14 protein-coding genes are annotated in these 15,140 nt (G+C 70.3%); 6 read left to right on the top strand and 8 right to left on the bottom strand.

The genetic code is table 11. The features are described 5' to 3' along the window. The first annotated feature begins 121 nt into the window (after nt 1–121). The gene (gene ybaK, locus ACWF62_RS12390; protein WP_452630188.1) at nt 122–616 is read left to right on the top strand and encodes a Cys-tRNA(Pro) deacylase; all 495 of its coding nucleotides are present in this window, start codon (nt 122–124) and stop codon (nt 614–616) included. Between the two features lie 77 nt (nt 617–693). Next, entirely contained in the window at nt 694–1,704 is a 1,011-nt protein-coding gene (locus ACWF62_RS12385) for an LLM class flavin-dependent oxidoreductase (protein WP_378506951.1), read from the top strand. A 57-nt stretch (nt 1,705–1,761) separates the two neighbouring features. On the opposite strand, the gene ACWF62_RS12380 is transcribed toward ACWF62_RS12385, so the two are convergent. Continuing rightward, nucleotides 1,762–2,550, bottom strand: a complete 789-nt coding sequence (locus ACWF62_RS12380; RefSeq protein WP_378506950.1) for an SOS response-associated peptidase — start codon at nt 2,548–2,550, stop codon at nt 1,762–1,764. Nucleotides 2,551–2,623: 73 nt separating this feature from the next. Between ACWF62_RS12380 and aroA the strand changes: the two genes are divergently transcribed. The 3 genes from aroA to ACWF62_RS12365 all read left to right on the top strand — a co-directional run bounded on the left by aroA (nt 2,624) and on the right by ACWF62_RS12365 (nt 5,226). Next, the gene (gene aroA, locus ACWF62_RS12375; protein ID WP_452630187.1) at nt 2,624–3,919 is read left to right on the top strand and encodes a 3-phosphoshikimate 1-carboxyvinyltransferase; all 1,296 of its coding nucleotides are present in this window, start codon (nt 2,624–2,626) and stop codon (nt 3,917–3,919) included. Then, nucleotides 3,877–4,932, top strand: a complete 1,056-nt coding sequence (gene rsgA / locus ACWF62_RS12370) for a ribosome small subunit-dependent GTPase A (protein ID WP_452630186.1) — start codon at nt 3,877–3,879, stop codon at nt 4,930–4,932. Before aroA ends, rsgA begins: the two co-directional genes overlap by 43 nt. Before the next feature lie 168 nt (nt 4,933–5,100). After that, nucleotides 5,101–5,226, top strand: coding sequence for a hypothetical protein (locus ACWF62_RS12365; protein WP_378506947.1), 126 nt, complete (start codon nt 5,101–5,103; stop codon nt 5,224–5,226). Nucleotides 5,227–5,356: 130 nt separating this feature from the next. Here the strand turns inward: ACWF62_RS12365 and ACWF62_RS12360 are convergent, their stop codons facing one another. From ACWF62_RS12360 to ACWF62_RS12335, 6 genes are all read right to left on the bottom strand, one after another. Continuing rightward, nucleotides 5,357–6,598 (bottom strand): fatty acid desaturase family protein, encoded by a 1,242-nt coding sequence (locus ACWF62_RS12360; protein WP_378570303.1) that lies wholly within the window; start codon nt 6,596–6,598, stop codon nt 5,357–5,359. Between the two features lie 103 nt (nt 6,599–6,701). Next, on the bottom strand, nt 6,702–7,913 hold the full coding sequence (locus ACWF62_RS12355) for a fatty acid desaturase family protein (protein ID WP_378506945.1): 1,212 nt from the start codon (nt 7,911–7,913) through the stop codon (nt 6,702–6,704). 8 nt (nt 7,914–7,921) lie between these two features. Then, nucleotides 7,922–9,037: a ferredoxin reductase gene (locus ACWF62_RS12350; RefSeq protein ID WP_452630185.1), complete on the bottom strand. Its 1,116-nt coding sequence runs from the start codon at nt 9,035–9,037 to the stop codon at nt 7,922–7,924. Between the two features lie 82 nt (nt 9,038–9,119). After that, on the bottom strand, nt 9,120–9,659 hold the full coding sequence (locus ACWF62_RS12345; RefSeq protein ID WP_378506943.1) for a DUF6912 family protein: 540 nt from the start codon (nt 9,657–9,659) through the stop codon (nt 9,120–9,122). 10 nt (nt 9,660–9,669) lie between these two features. Further along, entirely contained in the window at nt 9,670–11,043 is a 1,374-nt protein-coding gene (locus ACWF62_RS12340; RefSeq protein ID WP_378506942.1) for a WS/DGAT/MGAT family O-acyltransferase, read from the bottom strand. Nucleotides 11,044–11,056: 13 nt separating this feature from the next. Continuing rightward, a complete protein-coding gene (locus ACWF62_RS12335; protein WP_378570295.1) occupies nt 11,057–11,506 on the bottom strand; it encodes an HAD-IA family hydrolase in 450 nt (149 codons plus the stop codon). A gap of 179 nt (nt 11,507–11,685) precedes the next feature. On the opposite strand from ACWF62_RS12335, the gene ACWF62_RS12330 reads away from it, so the two are divergent. Further along, complete coding sequence (locus tag ACWF62_RS12330; protein ID WP_378570293.1) at nt 11,686–12,216, top strand: Rv3235 family protein; 531 nt, start codon at nt 11,686–11,688, stop codon at nt 12,214–12,216. Nucleotides 12,217–12,228: 12 nt separating this feature from the next. Here the strand turns inward: ACWF62_RS12330 and secA are convergent, their stop codons facing one another. Then, complete coding sequence (secA, locus tag ACWF62_RS12325; protein ID WP_378506939.1) at nt 12,229–15,060, bottom strand: preprotein translocase subunit SecA; 2,832 nt, start codon at nt 15,058–15,060, stop codon at nt 12,229–12,231. Nucleotides 15,061–15,140 lie beyond the last annotated feature (80 nt).

The following is a 15,140-nucleotide window of genomic DNA, read 5'->3' as shown; positions in this document are numbered from 1 at the left end:
GCATTGCACCGACACCGGCGGCTCCTTCCGACATGGACCAACGTGCCCGGTGCAACGCCCCGACGGCGAAGACTGTTCCCCACCGCAACGACCACCGCCCGCGGCCCTACAGTCTTCAGGCATGGCAGGCTCCGCAACCCCGGCGACCCAGACCCTGGTCAAGGCCAAGGTTCCGCATCGCGTCCACGGATACGACCACGACCCGACCAACGCCTCCTACGGCACCGAGGCCGTCGATGCGCTGACGGGAGAGCTCGGCCTTGACGCCGCGCAGATCCTCAAGACGCTGGTGATCAAGACCTCGGACGGCAAACTCGCGGTCGCGGTGCTCCCGGTCCCGTCGAAGCTGTCGCTCAAGGCGGCCGCCGCGGCACTCGGCGCGGGGAAGGCGGTGATGGCGGAGCAGGCGGACGCGGAGCGGTCGACGGGCTACGTGCTCGGCGGCATCTCCCCGCTGGGGCAGCGCCGGACGCTGCCGACGGTGATCGACGCGTCCGCCACCGACTGGGATCGGGTGCTGTGCAGCGCGGGCCGCCGCGGCCTGGAGATCGACCTGGACCCGCGGGACCTGGTTCGGTTGACCGGGGCGGTGCTGGCGCCGATCACCGCGGGCTGACCCGTCGGGAACAAACCCGCCCGGCGAAACCGTTGCACGTGGCAACCATGTGTCCGTGTCAGAAAGCCGGTGCCCTCGTGACCGTTCCGCTCTCCATCCTCGACCTCGCGCAGATCGGCGACGGCGAGCACGCCCGGGACAGCTTCCGCGCCAGCGTCGAGATGGCCCGGGCCGCGGAACGACAAGGCTACCAACGTATCTGGTACGCAGAACACCACAACATGCCGTCGATTGCCTCGTCGGCGACGAGCGTCCTGATCGCGCACATCGCCGCGAACACCGAGTCCATCCGGCTCGGATCCGGTGGCGTCATGCTGCCGAACCACGCGCCGCTGACCATCGCCGAACAGTTCGGCACCCTCGCCGAACTGCATCCGGGCCGCATCGACCTCGGACTCGGCCGCGCCCCGGGCAGCGACCAGCAGACGATGCGGGCGCTGCGCCGGGACCCGTCGTCCGCCGACTCCTTCCCGCAGGACGTCCTCGAACTGCAGGGCTACCTCACCGGCCCGACCCGGGTGGCGGGCATCGAGGCCACCCCGGGCAAGGGCACGAACGTGCCGCTGTACATCCTCGGCTCGTCGCTGTTCGGCGCGAAACTCGCGGCGATGCTCGGCCTGCCGTACGCGTTCGCCTCACATTTCGCCCCCAACGCCCTCGACGACGCGATCGCGATCTACCGCCGCGAGTTCCGCCCGTCGGCGCAGCTCGCGGAGCCGTACGTGATCGCGGCCGTCAACGTCATCGCCGCCGACACCGAGGACGAGGCGCAGGCCCTGTTCACCGCGACCCAACGCAAGCGGGTCCAACTGTTCGTCGGCCGCGGCCGCACCTTCACGCCGGAGGAGACGGACCTCGTCCTCACCTCGCCGGCGGGCCAGCAGGTGCTGCAGATGCTGCGGTACACCGCGGTCGGCACCGCGCAGCAGGTGCGCGACTACCTCGACACGTTCACCGCACGCACCGGCGCCGACGAGCTGATGGTCGTCTCCTCGGCAACGGACCGGTCCGCGTGGCTGCGGTCGCTGGAACTGGTTGCCGAGGTCAGCGACCTCGCCTCCCCCGCACCCTCACCCAAGGTTCCGTAATGTCACATTGGGGGTCGCCAGGTAAGCCAATGTGACATTAGGGAACGCACGCGGGGATCAGAGCAGGCTGATCTGCTCGCCGACGGCGGTGCCGGGCGGCGCGGCGGGCGCGATCAGGTCGGCGCCGTCGTTGCGGACGCTGTTGACGCGGTCCGAGACGCGCCGGATCTCGATGCCCGCCGCGACCGCCTCGGAGACCCCGGCGAGCAGGTCGCCGGGGTCCTCACCGTCGGGGTCGAGCCAGCGGTCCCAGTGGTCCGGGGTGAGGATCAGCGGCATCCGATCGTGCACGGACCGCAGTTCCCCGACCGCGTCGGTGGTCAGGATCGTGCAGCTGAGCAGCGGGACGCTCGCGCCAGCCCGGGCCGCGGGGTCGTGCCACACCGACCAGAGCCCGGCCATGAACAGCCGCGACCCGTCGGCCGGGGTCAGGTAGTGCGGGACCTTCACCGCCTTGCCCGCCGCGGTCGGCTCGGTCGTCCACTCGTACCAGCCGTCCATCGGGATCAGCGCCCGCTTACCCCGCACCGCGGCCCGGAACGCTGGCTTCGTCGGTGCGGTGTCGGCGCGGGCGTTGAACAGCGGCGCCGACCGGACCGGCGCACCGTCCTCGCCCGCCTTCGTCCACGGCGGCACCAGCCCCCACCGCATCCGCCGGATCCGCCGCGTCGGGTCGGCGTCGGGGTGTTCCCGGTCGTGCCGGGCGACGACGGCGAGCACCGGGTCGGTCGGCGCGACGTTGTACCGCTCGGTCGGCCGCGGCGGCGCCGACCCGGTCTCGTCGACCGCATCAAGTTCGACCGCGAGCAGGGCCGGGTCGACCGTGGTCGCATATCTCCCGCACATGCCGTCCATTCTGGTCGCCCGCACCGACACGTGCAGGGGGCGTGCCGACCGGCGTGCCGCCCGATGCGGGAAGATGGTGGCCGTGAGTCTGTGGAGAGCGCCCCGAGCCGTATCGCCCGTGCACGCGACCGTGACCCTGCCGGGGTCGAAGTCGATCACCAACCGGGCGCTGATCCTCGCCGCGCTCGCCGACGGGCCGTCCACCGTCACCGGAACCCTCCGCAGCCGCGACACCGACCTGATGATCGATGCCCTGCGCGCGCTCGGCGTCGACATCACCGAACTCGACTCCCCCACCACCCTGCGCGTCACGCCGGGGCCGCTGCACGGCGCTGGCGTGGACTGCGGCCTTGCCGGCACCGTGATGCGATTCCTGCCCCCGGTGGCGGCCTTCGCCGACGGCGCGGTCGCGTTCGACGGTGACGAGCAGGCCCGCAGCCGCCCCCTCGGCACCATCCTCGACGCGCTGCGCGGCCTCGGTGTGTCGATCGACGGCGACGGACTGCCGTTCACCGTCACCGGCCGCGGCGCCGTCGCGGGCGGTGAGGTGACGATCGACGCGTCCGGGTCGTCGCAGTTCGTGTCCGGCCTGCTGCTGTCCGCGGCGCGGTTCACCGACGGCGTCGTGGTGCGCCATGCGGGCGCGGCGGTGCCGTCGATGCCGCACATCGACATGACCGTGGAGATGCTGCGCACCGCCGGGGTGCGGGTGCACACCCCCGCCGCGGGGGGGCAGGTGATCTGGCGGGTCGAGCCGGGACCCGTCGCCGCGGTGGACTGGGTGGTCGAACCCGACCTGTCGAACGCGACCCCGTTCCTCGCGGCGGCCGCGGTGACGGGTGGCGTGGTGAGCGTGCCGCGGTGGCCCGCGTCGACGACCCAGCCCGGTGACGCGATCCGCGGCATCCTCACCGACATGGGGGCCGCCGTGTCCCTTGATGATTCGGTGCTGACGGTCACCGGACCGGACCGCCTGCACGGCATCGACGTCGACCTGCACGACGTCGGCGAGCTCACCCCCACGGTCGCCGCGCTCGCCGCGCTCGCCGACTCGCCGTCGACGCTGCGTGGCATCGCCCACCTGCGCGGGCACGAAACCGACCGGCTCGCAGCGCTGTCCGCCGAGATCAACAACCTCGGCGGCGCGGCAACCGAGACCGCGGACGGCCTGCACATCGACCCGCGACCGCTGCACGGGGGCGAGTGGGGCTCGTACGCGGATCACCGGATGGCCACCGCGGGTGCGATCGTCGGGCTGGTCGTCGACGGCGTCCACGTCGACGACGTGGAGACCACAGCGAAGACCCTCCCCGGCTTCGAGAAGCTGTGGGCGGACATGCTTTCCGATCGCATCGGGGCATCCTCCTGAGCGCGCGCCGGTACGACGAGTCCGATGTCCGGGTCCGCCCGGGCAAGGGCTCACGACCCCGCACCAAGAAGCGGCCGGAGCACCGGTCCGCCGAGTCCGCGATGGTCGTCTCCGTCGACCGCGGCCGGTGGGGCTGCGTGCTGGGCGACGACCCCGACCGCCCGGTCGTCGCGATGCGGGCGCGGGAACTCGGCCGCACCCCGATCGTCGTCGGGGACCGGGTCGGCGTGGTCGGCGACGTGTCGGGACGCGTGGATACCCTGGCCCGAATCGTGCGGGTCGAGGACCGGGCCACCGTGCTGCGCCGGACCGCCGACGACACCGACCCCTACGAGCGGGTCGTGGTCGCGAACGCCTCGCAGTTGCTGATCGTGGTCGCGCTCGCCGACCCGCCGCCGCGGACCGGCTTTGTGGAGCGAGCACTGGTCGCCGCCTATGTCGGCGGACTCGATCCGATCCTCTGCCTGACGAAGGGCGATCTCGCCGATCACCGCGAGTTCGCGGCGGCCTTCGAGGACCTCGACGTCCCGGTGGTATTGGCCGGAACCTCGGAACCCCTGGACACCGTCGAGCGCATTCTGGCGGGGACGGTCACCGCACTGATCGGCCATTCCGGTGTCGGCAAGTCGACGCTCGTCAATCGCCTTGTCCCGGAGGCAGATCGGGCGACCGGGGTGGTGTCCGGGGTGGGCAAGGGCAGGCACACCTCGACGCAGTCCGTCGCGCTGCCGCTGCCGATCCGCGCCAGCGCCCTGGAGGGGGCGCCCCGCGGCTGGGTGATCGACACCCCCGGCATCCGGTCGTTCGGCCTCGCCCACATCTCGCCCGACGACGTGATGGGCGCGTTCGCCGACCTGGCGTCCGCGATCGAGGACTGCCCCCGCGGGTGCACCCATCTCGGGCCGCCCGCGGACCCCGAGTGCGCGCTGGACCGACTCGACGGGCAGGCAGCGCGCCGCGCCGGCGCGGTCCGACAGCTGCTGGTGGCGCTGTCGTCGAACGAAACCTGGTGAGACCGGCGGCATCACCGGGCGAGATCACGATTCGGCCACCGCGGCCCGCCCGGGATGCCACACCCCGGTCCCTGTGTTTACGCTGTACGAGCTCAATCTGATTCGAATCAGCTCAGGTCACGACACAGGCTGGATTTCCCCGCCGTCACGAGACAAGGAGTAACTCAGATGGGTAGTTTCGAGGACGTCATCGACGCAGGTTCGGCCATCTTCGGCGATGTCAGGAGCATCTTCGCCACCCTCATCGACCTCGGGTCGTCGATCGTCGGCTCCTCCAACGAGCCTCCCGAGTAGCCACCTCCGGCTCCGCGAGCGACCCCGGATCCACCGGGTGGTCGTGACGCGCAGGTGGACCCACCGTCACGGGCGGGTCCACCTGCGCATGCACGCGTCGACGTCTCGGCCTGCCGAGCCCGCCGGATGGTCAGCGGGGCAACAGCTTCCGCAGCCCGCGCCGCTTCCTGCTCTCCCGGATCGCGGTCTTGAGCCCGCGCGAACGCCCGGTCGCCGGATCCCGGGTGAGGACGGCCTCGCGGCCCTCCCACTTGCGCTCGGAGGCGGTCTCCGGCGCGTCGTCCGTGGTGTCGGTGAGGTACGTGTTCGGCAGCGACAGCTTGGCGATGGTGCGCCACGCCTTCCCGTACTGCACCAGCAGCGGCCCCGTGGTGTACGGCAGGTCGTACTTGTCGCACAGTTCGCGGACCCGCACCGCGATCTCCGCGTAGCGGTTCGACGGCAGATCCGGGAAGATGTGATGCTCGATCTGGTAGCTGAGGTTGCCGGTCATGAAGTCCATGGCGCGGCCGCCCGAAATGTTTGCGCTGCCGAGCATCTGCCGCAGGTACCACTGGGCCTGCGTCTCGTTGTCGACGTCGGCCTTGGTGAACTTCTCGGCGCCGTCCGGGAAGTGCCCACAGAAAATAACGGCGTTGGTCCACACGTTGCGGATCACATTCGCGGTGAAGTTCGCGCTCATCGTCGACTTCCACGCCCTGCCGGTCAGCGCGGGGAAGACGACGTAGTCCTTGAGCAGCTGCTTGCCCATCTTGTCGCGGACCTCGCGCAGCTTGCGCTTGGTTTCCTCGCGGTCGTCCCGCCCCTTCGCGACCTTGCCGAGCTCGACATGCTGGGCGGCGATGCCGAACTCGAAGAACAGCGCGAGCAGGGTGTTGTAGACGAGGTTCCCCGCATTGAACGGCTTCCACCGCTGATCCCGGGTGACGCGCAGCAGCCCATATCCCACGTCGTCGTCCATGCCGAGGATGTTGGTGTACTTGTGGTGCAGGTAGTTGTGGGTCTGCTTCCAGTGGGCGGACGGGCCGACCACGTCCCACTCCCAGCTGCTCGAGTGCACCTCGGGGTCGTTCATCCAGTCCCACTGCCCGTGCATCACGTTGTGCCCGAGCTCCATGTTCTCGATGATCTTCGCGACCCCGAGCATGCCGGCACCGAGCGCCCACAACGGGCGCTTGCGGCTGCCGAAGAGCACCGCGCGGCCACCGACCTCGAGGGAGCGCTGCAGCCGGATGGTGTTACGCAGGTACCGGGCGTCCCGCTCGCCGCGGGACGCCTCGATGTCGCGTCGGATCGCATCCAGCTCCCGACCGAGGGCCTCGATGTCGGCCTCGGTGAGGTGCGCGTATTCCTTGACGTCCGAAATAGCCATCGTTCTCCAGGTCCTGCTCGTCGATTACCGGCCTACCGTACCGTAGGTTACGCCAGCGTAGGTTTCCGTCGGCGGCCTGTGACGTCAATCACAGGCGTCGCCCTCACCTGCCGCGCAGCCGCCGCAGCGCGGACCGCAGCCCGACCCGGCGTCCGGTCGCCGGATCCACCCGCGGGGCACCCCCGTCGCCGAACCTGCGCTCCGACGACGTTTCCGGCGCATCGTCCGACGTCGCGGTCAGGAATCGGTCCGGGAGGGACAGCTTGAGCACGGTGCGCAGCGCCAGCAGGTACTGCCGCGACAGCGGCCCGGTCGTGTACGGCAGGTCGTACTCGTCGCACAGCGCCCGCACCCGCACCGACACCTCGCGCAGCCGGTTGCTGGGCAGGTCCGGGAACAGGTGGTGCTCGATCTGGAAGCTCAGGTTCCCGGTCAGGAAGTCCAACGCACGCCCACCGGAGATGTTCGCGCTGCCCAGCATCTGCCGCAGGTACCACTCCGGTCGGGTCTCCCGCTCCTGCTCGGCGACCGTGAACTTCTCGGCGCCGTCGGGGAAATGCCCGCAGAAGATCACCGCGTACGCCCACACGTTGCGGATCAGGTTCGCGGTCGCGTTCGCGGTCAGGGTGCTTCGCCACGCGGGCCCGGTGATCGCCGGGAACAGCACGTAGTCCTTGACCACCTGCCGGGTCGCCTTGCGCAGGAACGCCCGGTCGACCGCGCGCACGTGTTCCTGCCCCCGCGCCGCCTCCCCCTCCCTGGTGATCTTCCAGTCGTGCAGCGCGATGCCCCACTCGAACCCGGCGGCCAGCACCACATTGGCGACCGGCTGCAGCAGATTGATCGGCCGCCACGGCACGTCCCTGGTCATCCGAATGATTCCGAACTGGACGTCCTCGTCCATCCCGACGACGTTCGTGAAGGTGTGATGCGAGTAGTTGTGCGCCCGCTTCCACTGCGACGACGGCCCGGTCTGATCCCACTCCCACGTCGTGGAGTGGATCTCCGGGTCGTTCATCCAGTCCCACTGGCCGTGCACGATGTTGTGCCCGAGCTCCATGTTCTCGACGATCTTCGCGAGGCCGAGCATCGCGGTCCCCGCGATCCACGCGGGCCGGTACCTGCTGCCGAACAGGATCGCCCGGCCACCGATCTCGAGTGCCCGCTGGGCCCGAATCACGTTGTGGACGTACCGGGCGTCCGCGGCGCCCCGCGACTGCTCGACGTCCCTGCGGATCCGGTCCAGTTCCCGGCCGAGCTCCTCGATGTCACCCTCGGTTAGGTGCGAGAACTCTCTGATGTCCGTGATGGCCATCGTCGGCGCTACAGATCGATGGTGCAGTCGCCGGCCGCGACCGAGACGCACGTCTGCACCCGCTCGCCCTCGCCGTGCTCCTGCCCGGACCGCAGGTCGCGGACGTGGCCCGACAGCAGGGGCGCGACGCAGGTCTGGCAGATGCCCATCCGGCAGCCGAACGGCATCTGCACGCCGAGGTTCTCACCCGCCTCCAGAATCGTGGTGACGCCGTCAACGTCCGTGGCGCGGTCCGACTTCGCGAACGTCACCGTGCCGCCCTGCCCGGAGGTGTCGGCCCGCGCGATCGTGAACCGCTCGGTGTGCAGGCGGTCGGTGAGGCCCGCCTCGGCCCACACCCGCTCCACCTCGTCAAGCATCTCGACCGGCCCGCACGCCCAGGTCTGCCGCTCCCGCCAGTCCGGGTACAGCTCGTCGAGGTCGGCGAGCCGGAACCGGCCACCGCCGCGCGTGCACTGCACGTGGGAGACGAAGCTCGGGTGCGCGTCGTGCAGCGCGGCCAGTTCGTCGCCGAACATCACGTCCTGCTCGGTCGGCGCCGAGTGCACGTGCACCACGTCGGGCACGGTGCCGCGCCGGACCATCGACCGCAGCATCGCCATCACCGGCGTGATGCCGCTGCCCGCGGTGAGAAACAGGATCTTCTCCGGCGGCGGCTCGGGCAGCAGGAAGTTGCCCTGCGGCGCGGCGAGCCGGACCACGGTGCCCGCGGGGACGCCGTTGATCAGGTGGCTCGACAGCCGACCCTCCGGCATCGCCTTCACCGCGATCGTGATCAGCCGGTGCTCACGACTCGGCGGCGACGTCAACGAGTAGGAGCGCCAGTGGAACCGGCCGTCGACGAGGATCCCGATGCCGATGTACTGACCGGGCTGGTAGTCGAAGTCGAAGCCCCAGCCCGGCTTGATCACCAGGGTCGCCGAGTCCGCGGTCTCGGTCCGCACCTCGACCACCTTGCCGCGCAGTTCGCGGGCCGACCACAACGGATTGGCCAGGTGCAGGAAGTCGTCCGGCAGCAGCGGCGTCGTCACCCGGGTCACCGCCCCGCGCAGCATGTTCACACTCGGCCGTCGCGGTGCCGACACGTCGGCCGCCGGCGCCTCGAGCCACTTCCTCAAGCCCATCAAACTTCCATCCACTCGCAGAGGTTACGGGCCCGTAGGTTACCCGCAGGTGAGGCAGCCTGTCACGCACTCCGCCGGACGCTCAGAGCAGGTCGAGCAGGAAGGGGAGTTCCTGGGTGGCATACCAGGCCAGATCGTGGTCCTCCGCATCCCCGAGCACGAACTCGGCGTCCGCGTCACCGAGGTCGGCGGCGTCGACGACCTCGGCGGCCCGCTCGACCGCGGCCTCCGCATCCGAGAGGTCGACGTGCACCGACGCCACCGCGGACAGCGGCAGCGGGGCCGCGAGCCGGACCACCGCGTCGTCGAGGTCCGGGCGCAGCGCCACCTCGTCCACGTCGGCGGCGATCACCGCCCGCCGATACATCACCGACCCCGCCGGGTGCTCGCCCTCGGCGGCCTCGGGTCGCTCACGCTCCCCCGCCTCGGTTGCGATCAACCGCAGCGATGCCCGGGCCGCCTCGGTCATCGCCACCTCGGCGAGCTCGTCATCGTCACCGGTCGCGTAGGACTCCCGCAACGCAGGCGTCACCGCGAACGCGGTCCGGCTGACCGGGTTCAGCTCCTCCTCGGCGACCAACCGCTGCAACATCGCGATCGTCGCGGGCACGTAAACCCTCATGCATTCCCCTTCACCGGCAGACTTCCACCAACTCGTCGAGCGCCTCGTACAGCAACCCGGTGATCACGTCGACGTCGGACATCGCGTCCCGGTCACCGTTCAAACCGTAGTAGACGTGGCCGTCGTACGACGTCAGGCCGATGCTCAGCGCCTGGTTGCGGATCAGCGGCGACACCGGATACGTCTCCAGCAGCTGCGCGCCCCCGAGGCACAGCGTCGACTGCGGGCCCGGCGCGTTGGTGATCATCACGTTGAACATCCGCTGCGACAGCCCACTCGCCATCCGCAGCCCCATCGCGTGCAGGGTCGCCGGGGCGGTCCCCGACACCCGAACCAGGGTCTGGGCCGCCACCGTCCGGTTCTGCTGGGTGTGTGCCTCGGTCGCGTGCGCGATGTGGGACAGCCGGACAACCGGATTGGGCTCCCCGACCGGCAGATCGATCAGCAGCGACGACGCCCGCCGCTCGTCGCTGCCCGGCGCGTCGATCGCCATCGGCACCATCGCCCGGACCGTCGAGAACGCGGTGACCGGTTCGCCCCTGGACAGCAGCCAGTTCCGCAACGCCCCGGTCAACACCGCGAGGATCACGTCGTTCACCGCGCACCCGAAGCGGCGGCGCACCGTCCGGTAGTCGTCGAGCGACGTCTTCGCGGTCGCGAACCGCCGGTTCCGCGAGATGGTGGCGTTCAGCGGGGTGGCGGGCGCCGTCGACGCCGCGGTGCGCAGCAGCGCCGCCACGTTGCCGATCGCGGCCGCCGCCGTTCCTGCGACGTCACCCACCCGCATGCGGACCGTCGCGACGCCCTCCGCGGGCCGGGTGATCATCTCGGCGACCGCGTTCATCACCAGCTCGGCCTCCCGCGGCTCCCGCGCGGGCATCCATAGTTCCGCGGGGACCTCGCGCGGATGGTCGCATCGATCGAAGATCACCTGCCCGATCTCAAGCGCGTCGACACCGTCGACGAGCGCCGTGTGCGACTTGGTGAAGATCGCGATCCGGTCGTCGGCCAACCCCTCGACGAGATACATCTCCCACAGTGGCCTGCTGCGGTCCAGCGGTCGTGACGTCAGTCGGGCGACGAGGTCGTACAACTGCTCGTCGGAGCCCGGCTTGGGCAGCGCCGACCGGCGCACGTGATAGGTGATGTCGAAGTCCCGGTCGTCGACCCACACCGGCCGCGCCAACCCGAGCGCCACCTCCCGCACCCGCTGCCGGTAGCGGGGAACGAGCGGAAGCCGGTGCTCGACGTGGCTGAGCAGATCCTCGTGGTCGAGGCCGCCGTCGGGGGCCCGCAGGATCGCCAGGGACCCCAGATGCATCGGGGTGCTGCTCGCTTCGAGGAAGTAGAAGGACGCGTCCTGCGTCGTCAGCCTGGTATCCATGCCGCCCCCGTGTTCATCCGTCCCCCGCATCGGGGGACGCCGGGCCGTCTCCGCCCGCCCCGCCGGGCTCGGAATCGAACAGTATCCGCAGTTCCTCGACGGTGGCGTCCGCGCCCACATGGTGGACACCGACCATCCCCACCGCGACTGCGCCTCGGACGTTGCCGATCAGGTCGTCGACGAACACGCAGCGCGCTGGCGGGACGCCCAGCAGTCGGGCGGCATGCAGAAAGATGCGCGGATCCGGTTTCGCGAGGCCGACATCACCCGAGAGGACCACCTCGTCGACGACGCGGCCGCCGAGCCCCCGCAGCGCGGCACCGCCCGGACCACCGGGGTCGTTGCTGAGGATCGCGGTCCGCACCCCGCGGGCCCGCAGGTCCGCGACCACGGCCACCAGCGGTTCCGGGTCGGAACCCGGCCCGTCAAGGACTCCACCGAAGTCGAGGATCAGCCCACGCACGGCCCCCACCCTAGGGCTGGCCCGCCCTGGCGCCGCGCCGGAATACCGGAAACCGTGCGGGCGACGGCAATTCGTGCCATCCTCGCACCGTCCGGACTCTCCCCGGGATCGACCCCGTACCGCGGTGTCGGCGGAATCGCCTCCGCCGCACCGGCAGCCCGTCGACGAGGAGAGCACCATTGAGGACCTACGTCACCGACGCCCCCAGCCCCGAACCGCCCACCGAGCCAACACCGCCGAGGCACACGCACCGGCTCGCACTCCGCACCCCGCGACCCCTCCCGCATCGCACCCTCACCCCGCGGCACGCCGCCGCCGCCGACCGGCACCCAGCGGGCGACGGTGAGGCACCCGGCGTCCCGGACCTCGGATGTCGACGATTCGGCGAGATGGCCCTGCGGATGGTCCTCGAGGCACTCGACCGCCGTCGCCACCTGTCCACCCTGCGTCCGCTGCTGGGGTCGACCCCGTTCGACCTCGTGACCGCGGTCGTCAGGGCGGGCGCACCGGGGCGCGGGCTCGGCACCGCGCACCTGCGTCGGGTGCACGTGCGACCGCTGGACCAGGACCGGGCCGAGGTCTTCGGCAGCTACGTCCGCGGCGGCCGCACGTTCGCCATCGCGGGACGCCTCGAACGCGCACCAGCCGCCCGCCGACGGTCCGCGGACGCCGGGGGCGGCTGGAGGTTCACGTCACTTCAGGTCGGCTGACGCCGGCCGCGGCTAGCGCTTTTTCTTCTTCTTGGTGTCCCGCTCGGCCTGCCTGCGCTCGCGTCGGGTCGGCCCGACCACGGACGTGGGATCCCCGCTGGTACGGACCGACGCGGTCCCGTCCTCGGCCGGTCCGGAGAAGGTCAACGCACCCTCCTCCTGATCGTCGAGCCCCTTCGCCCGCAGCGCGGCAGGCGCGGCCTGCGCGGTGGGTGCCTGCTGCTGCCCGCCCTGGCTCGGCGGCGGGGTCGCGGTCCGGGCCGGAGCAACCGACTCGCTGCGCGCGGCGGCGGCCGCGGTGGTCCAGCCGGACTGTTCCGGCGCGGGCGCCGCCTCGACCTGCAGGTTGAACAGGAACCCGACCGACTCTTCCTTCAGGCCCTCGAGCATCGCGGTGAACATGTCGTAGCCCTCACGCTGGTACTCGACGAGGGGATCCCGTTGGGCCATCGCCCGCAGCCCGATGCCCTCCTTGAGGTAGTCCATCTCGTAGAGGTGCTCGCGCCACTTGCGGTCGAGCACGGACAGCAGCACCCGGCGCTCAAGCTCCCGCATGCCGTTCTCGCCTGCGATGGCGTCGATCTGCTGCTCCCGCTGCGCATAGGCCGAGCGGACGTCCGCGAGCAGCGCATCGCGCAGTTCCTCGCGGGACAGGTCGCCGCGGTCACCGTCCTCGGTCTCACCGGTGAGGGCCCGATGCTCGACACCGACCGGGTAGAGGGTCTTCAACGCGGTCCACAGCTGGTCGAGATCCCAGTCCTCGACGTACCCCTCGGCCGTCGCCCCGTCCACGTAGGCGGTGACCACGTCGGTGATCATCGTCTCGACCTGGCCCTCCATGTCCTCGCCCTCGAGGATCTGGCGGCGCTCCTCGTAGATGACGGTGCGCTGCTGGTTCATCACCTCGTCGTACTTGAGGACGTTCTTGCGGATCTCGTAGTTCTGCTGCTCGACCTGGGTCTGCGCGCTCTTGATCGCCTTCGAGACCATCTTCGCCTCGATCGGCACGTCGTCCGGCAGGTTCAGCCGCGTCATGATCGACTCCAGCGCCGCGCCGTTGAAGCGGCGCATCAGCTCGTCGCCCAGCGACAGGTAGAACCGGGACTCGCCGGGGTCGCCCTGACGACCCGACCGACCGCGGAGCTGGTTGTCGATGCGCCTCGACTCGTGCCGCTCGGTGCCGAGCACGTACAGGCCACCCGCGTCCCGCACCTGGTCGGCGTCCGCCTTCACCTGCGCCTGCACCTGCGCGAGCGCGCCCTCCCAGGCCGCCTCGTACTCGTCGGGGGTCTCCACCGGGTCAAGGCCCTGCTTGCGCAGCAGCACGTCGGCGATGATGTCCGGGTTGCCGCCGAGCACGACGTCGGTGCCGCGGCCCGCCATGTTGGTGGCGACGGTCACCGCGCCGGTGCGGCCCGCCTCCGCGACGATCTGCGCCTCCTTCTCGTGGAACTTGGCGTTGAGCACGTTGTGCGCGATCCCGCGCTTGGTGAACTGCTTCGACAGGTACTCGGACCGCTCGACGCTGGTGGTGCCGATCAGGACCGGCTGCCCCTTCGCGTGCCGCTCGGCGACGTCGTCGACGACGGCATCGAACTTGGCCTCCTCCGTCTTGTAGATCAGGTCGCCCTGGTCGACGCGGACCATCGGCCGGTTCGTCGGGATCGGGATGACGCCAAGCTCGTAGGTCTGGTGCAGCTCCGCCGCCTCCGTCTCGGCGGTACCGGTCATGCCGGACAGCTTGTCGTAGAGCCGGAAGTAGTTCTGCAGCGTGATCGTGGCGAGGGTCTGGTTCTCGGCCTTGATCTCGACCTTCTCCTTGGCCTCGATCGCCTGGTGCATGCCCTCGTTGTAGCGGCGGCCGACGAGGATGCGTCCGGTGAACTCGTCGACGATGATCACCTCGCCGTCCCGGACGATGTAGTCCTTGTCCCGCTGGTACAGCTCCTTCGCCTTGATCGCGTTGTTCAGGTAGCTGACCAGCGGCGAGTTCGCGGCCTCGTACAGGTTCTCGATGCCGAGCTGGTCCTCGACGAACTCGACCCCGGCCTCGTGCACGCCGACGGTGCGCTTCTTGATGTCGACCTCGTAGTGCACGTCCCGCTTCAGCAGCGGCGCGATCCGCGCGAACTCGCCGTACCACTTGCTGGACGCGTCCGCCGGACCGGAGATGATCAGCGGGGTGCGGGCCTCGTCGATGAGGATGGAGTCGACCTCGTCGACGATCGCGAAGTTGTGCCCACGCTGGACGAGGTCGTCGAGGGTGTGCGTCATGTTGTCGCGCAGGTAGTCGAAACCGAACTCGTTGTTGGTGCCGTAGGTGATGTCGGCGGCGTACGCCTCCCGCCGCTGCGCCGGGGTCATCCCGGACAGGATCACGCTGGTCTCGAGGCCCAGCGAGCGGTGCACCCGCCCCATCCACTCGGAGTCACGCTTGGCCAGGTAGTCGTTGACGGTGACGACGTGCACGCCCCGGCCCGCGATGGCGTTGAGGTAGGCGGGAAGGACGCAGGTCAGGGTCTTGCCCTCGCCGGTCTTCATCTCCGCGACATTGCCGAAGTGCAGCGCGGCACCGCCCATGATCTGCACGATGTAGTGCTTCTGGCCGAGCACCCGCGCGGACGCCTCCCTGGCCACCGCGAACGCCTCCGGCAGCAGGTCGTCGAGGGATTCCCCGCGTGCGAACCGCTGCTGGAACTCCCCCGTCTTGTCCCGCAACTGCTGGTCGGACAGCGCCTCGTACTCGGGCGAGAGGGTATCGACGTGCTCGGCGATGTGCTTAAGCCGCTTGACCATGCGACCTTCACCAACACGGAGCAGCTTGGACAGTGACAGCGAGGGCACGGGTGTGAACGTCCTAGGGTCTCGGCGGGCGGGTGTGCGATCCGGCAGGCATCGCAGCAGGATCCGGTCGAGAGGAGCGA

It is taken from the genome of Rhodococcus sp. NPDC054953 (assembly GCF_053609225.1).
Note: the sequence above shows the minus strand (reverse complement) of the source record. Positions and strands in the feature narration are given on the sequence as shown.

What these genes read in the sequence shown, in the direction of transcription:
- ybaK (WP_452630188.1), top strand. Translation starts at nt 122, where the DNA reads ATGGCAGGCTCCGCAACCCCGGCGACCCAGACCCTGGTCAAGGCCAAG.
- ACWF62_RS12380 (WP_378506950.1), bottom strand. Translation starts at nt 2,550, where the DNA reads ATGTGCGGGAGATATGCGACCACGGTCGACCCGGCCCTGCTCGCGGTC.
- aroA (WP_452630187.1), top strand. Translation starts at nt 2,624, where the DNA reads ATGGTGGCCGTGAGTCTGTGGAGAGCGCCCCGAGCCGTATCGCCCGTG.
- ACWF62_RS12365 (WP_378506947.1), top strand. Translation starts at nt 5,101, where the DNA reads ATGGGTAGTTTCGAGGACGTCATCGACGCAGGTTCGGCCATCTTCGGC.
- ACWF62_RS12360 (WP_378570303.1), bottom strand. Translation starts at nt 6,598, where the DNA reads ATGGCTATTTCGGACGTCAAGGAATACGCGCACCTCACCGAGGCCGAC.
- ACWF62_RS12355 (WP_378506945.1), bottom strand. Translation starts at nt 7,913, where the DNA reads ATGGCCATCACGGACATCAGAGAGTTCTCGCACCTAACCGAGGGTGAC.
- ACWF62_RS12350 (WP_452630185.1), bottom strand. Translation starts at nt 9,037, where the DNA reads ATGGGCTTGAGGAAGTGGCTCGAGGCGCCGGCGGCCGACGTGTCGGCA.
- ACWF62_RS12345 (WP_378506943.1), bottom strand. Translation starts at nt 9,659, where the DNA reads ATGAGGGTTTACGTGCCCGCGACGATCGCGATGTTGCAGCGGTTGGTC.
- ACWF62_RS12340 (WP_378506942.1), bottom strand. Translation starts at nt 11,043, where the DNA reads ATGGATACCAGGCTGACGACGCAGGACGCGTCCTTCTACTTCCTCGAA.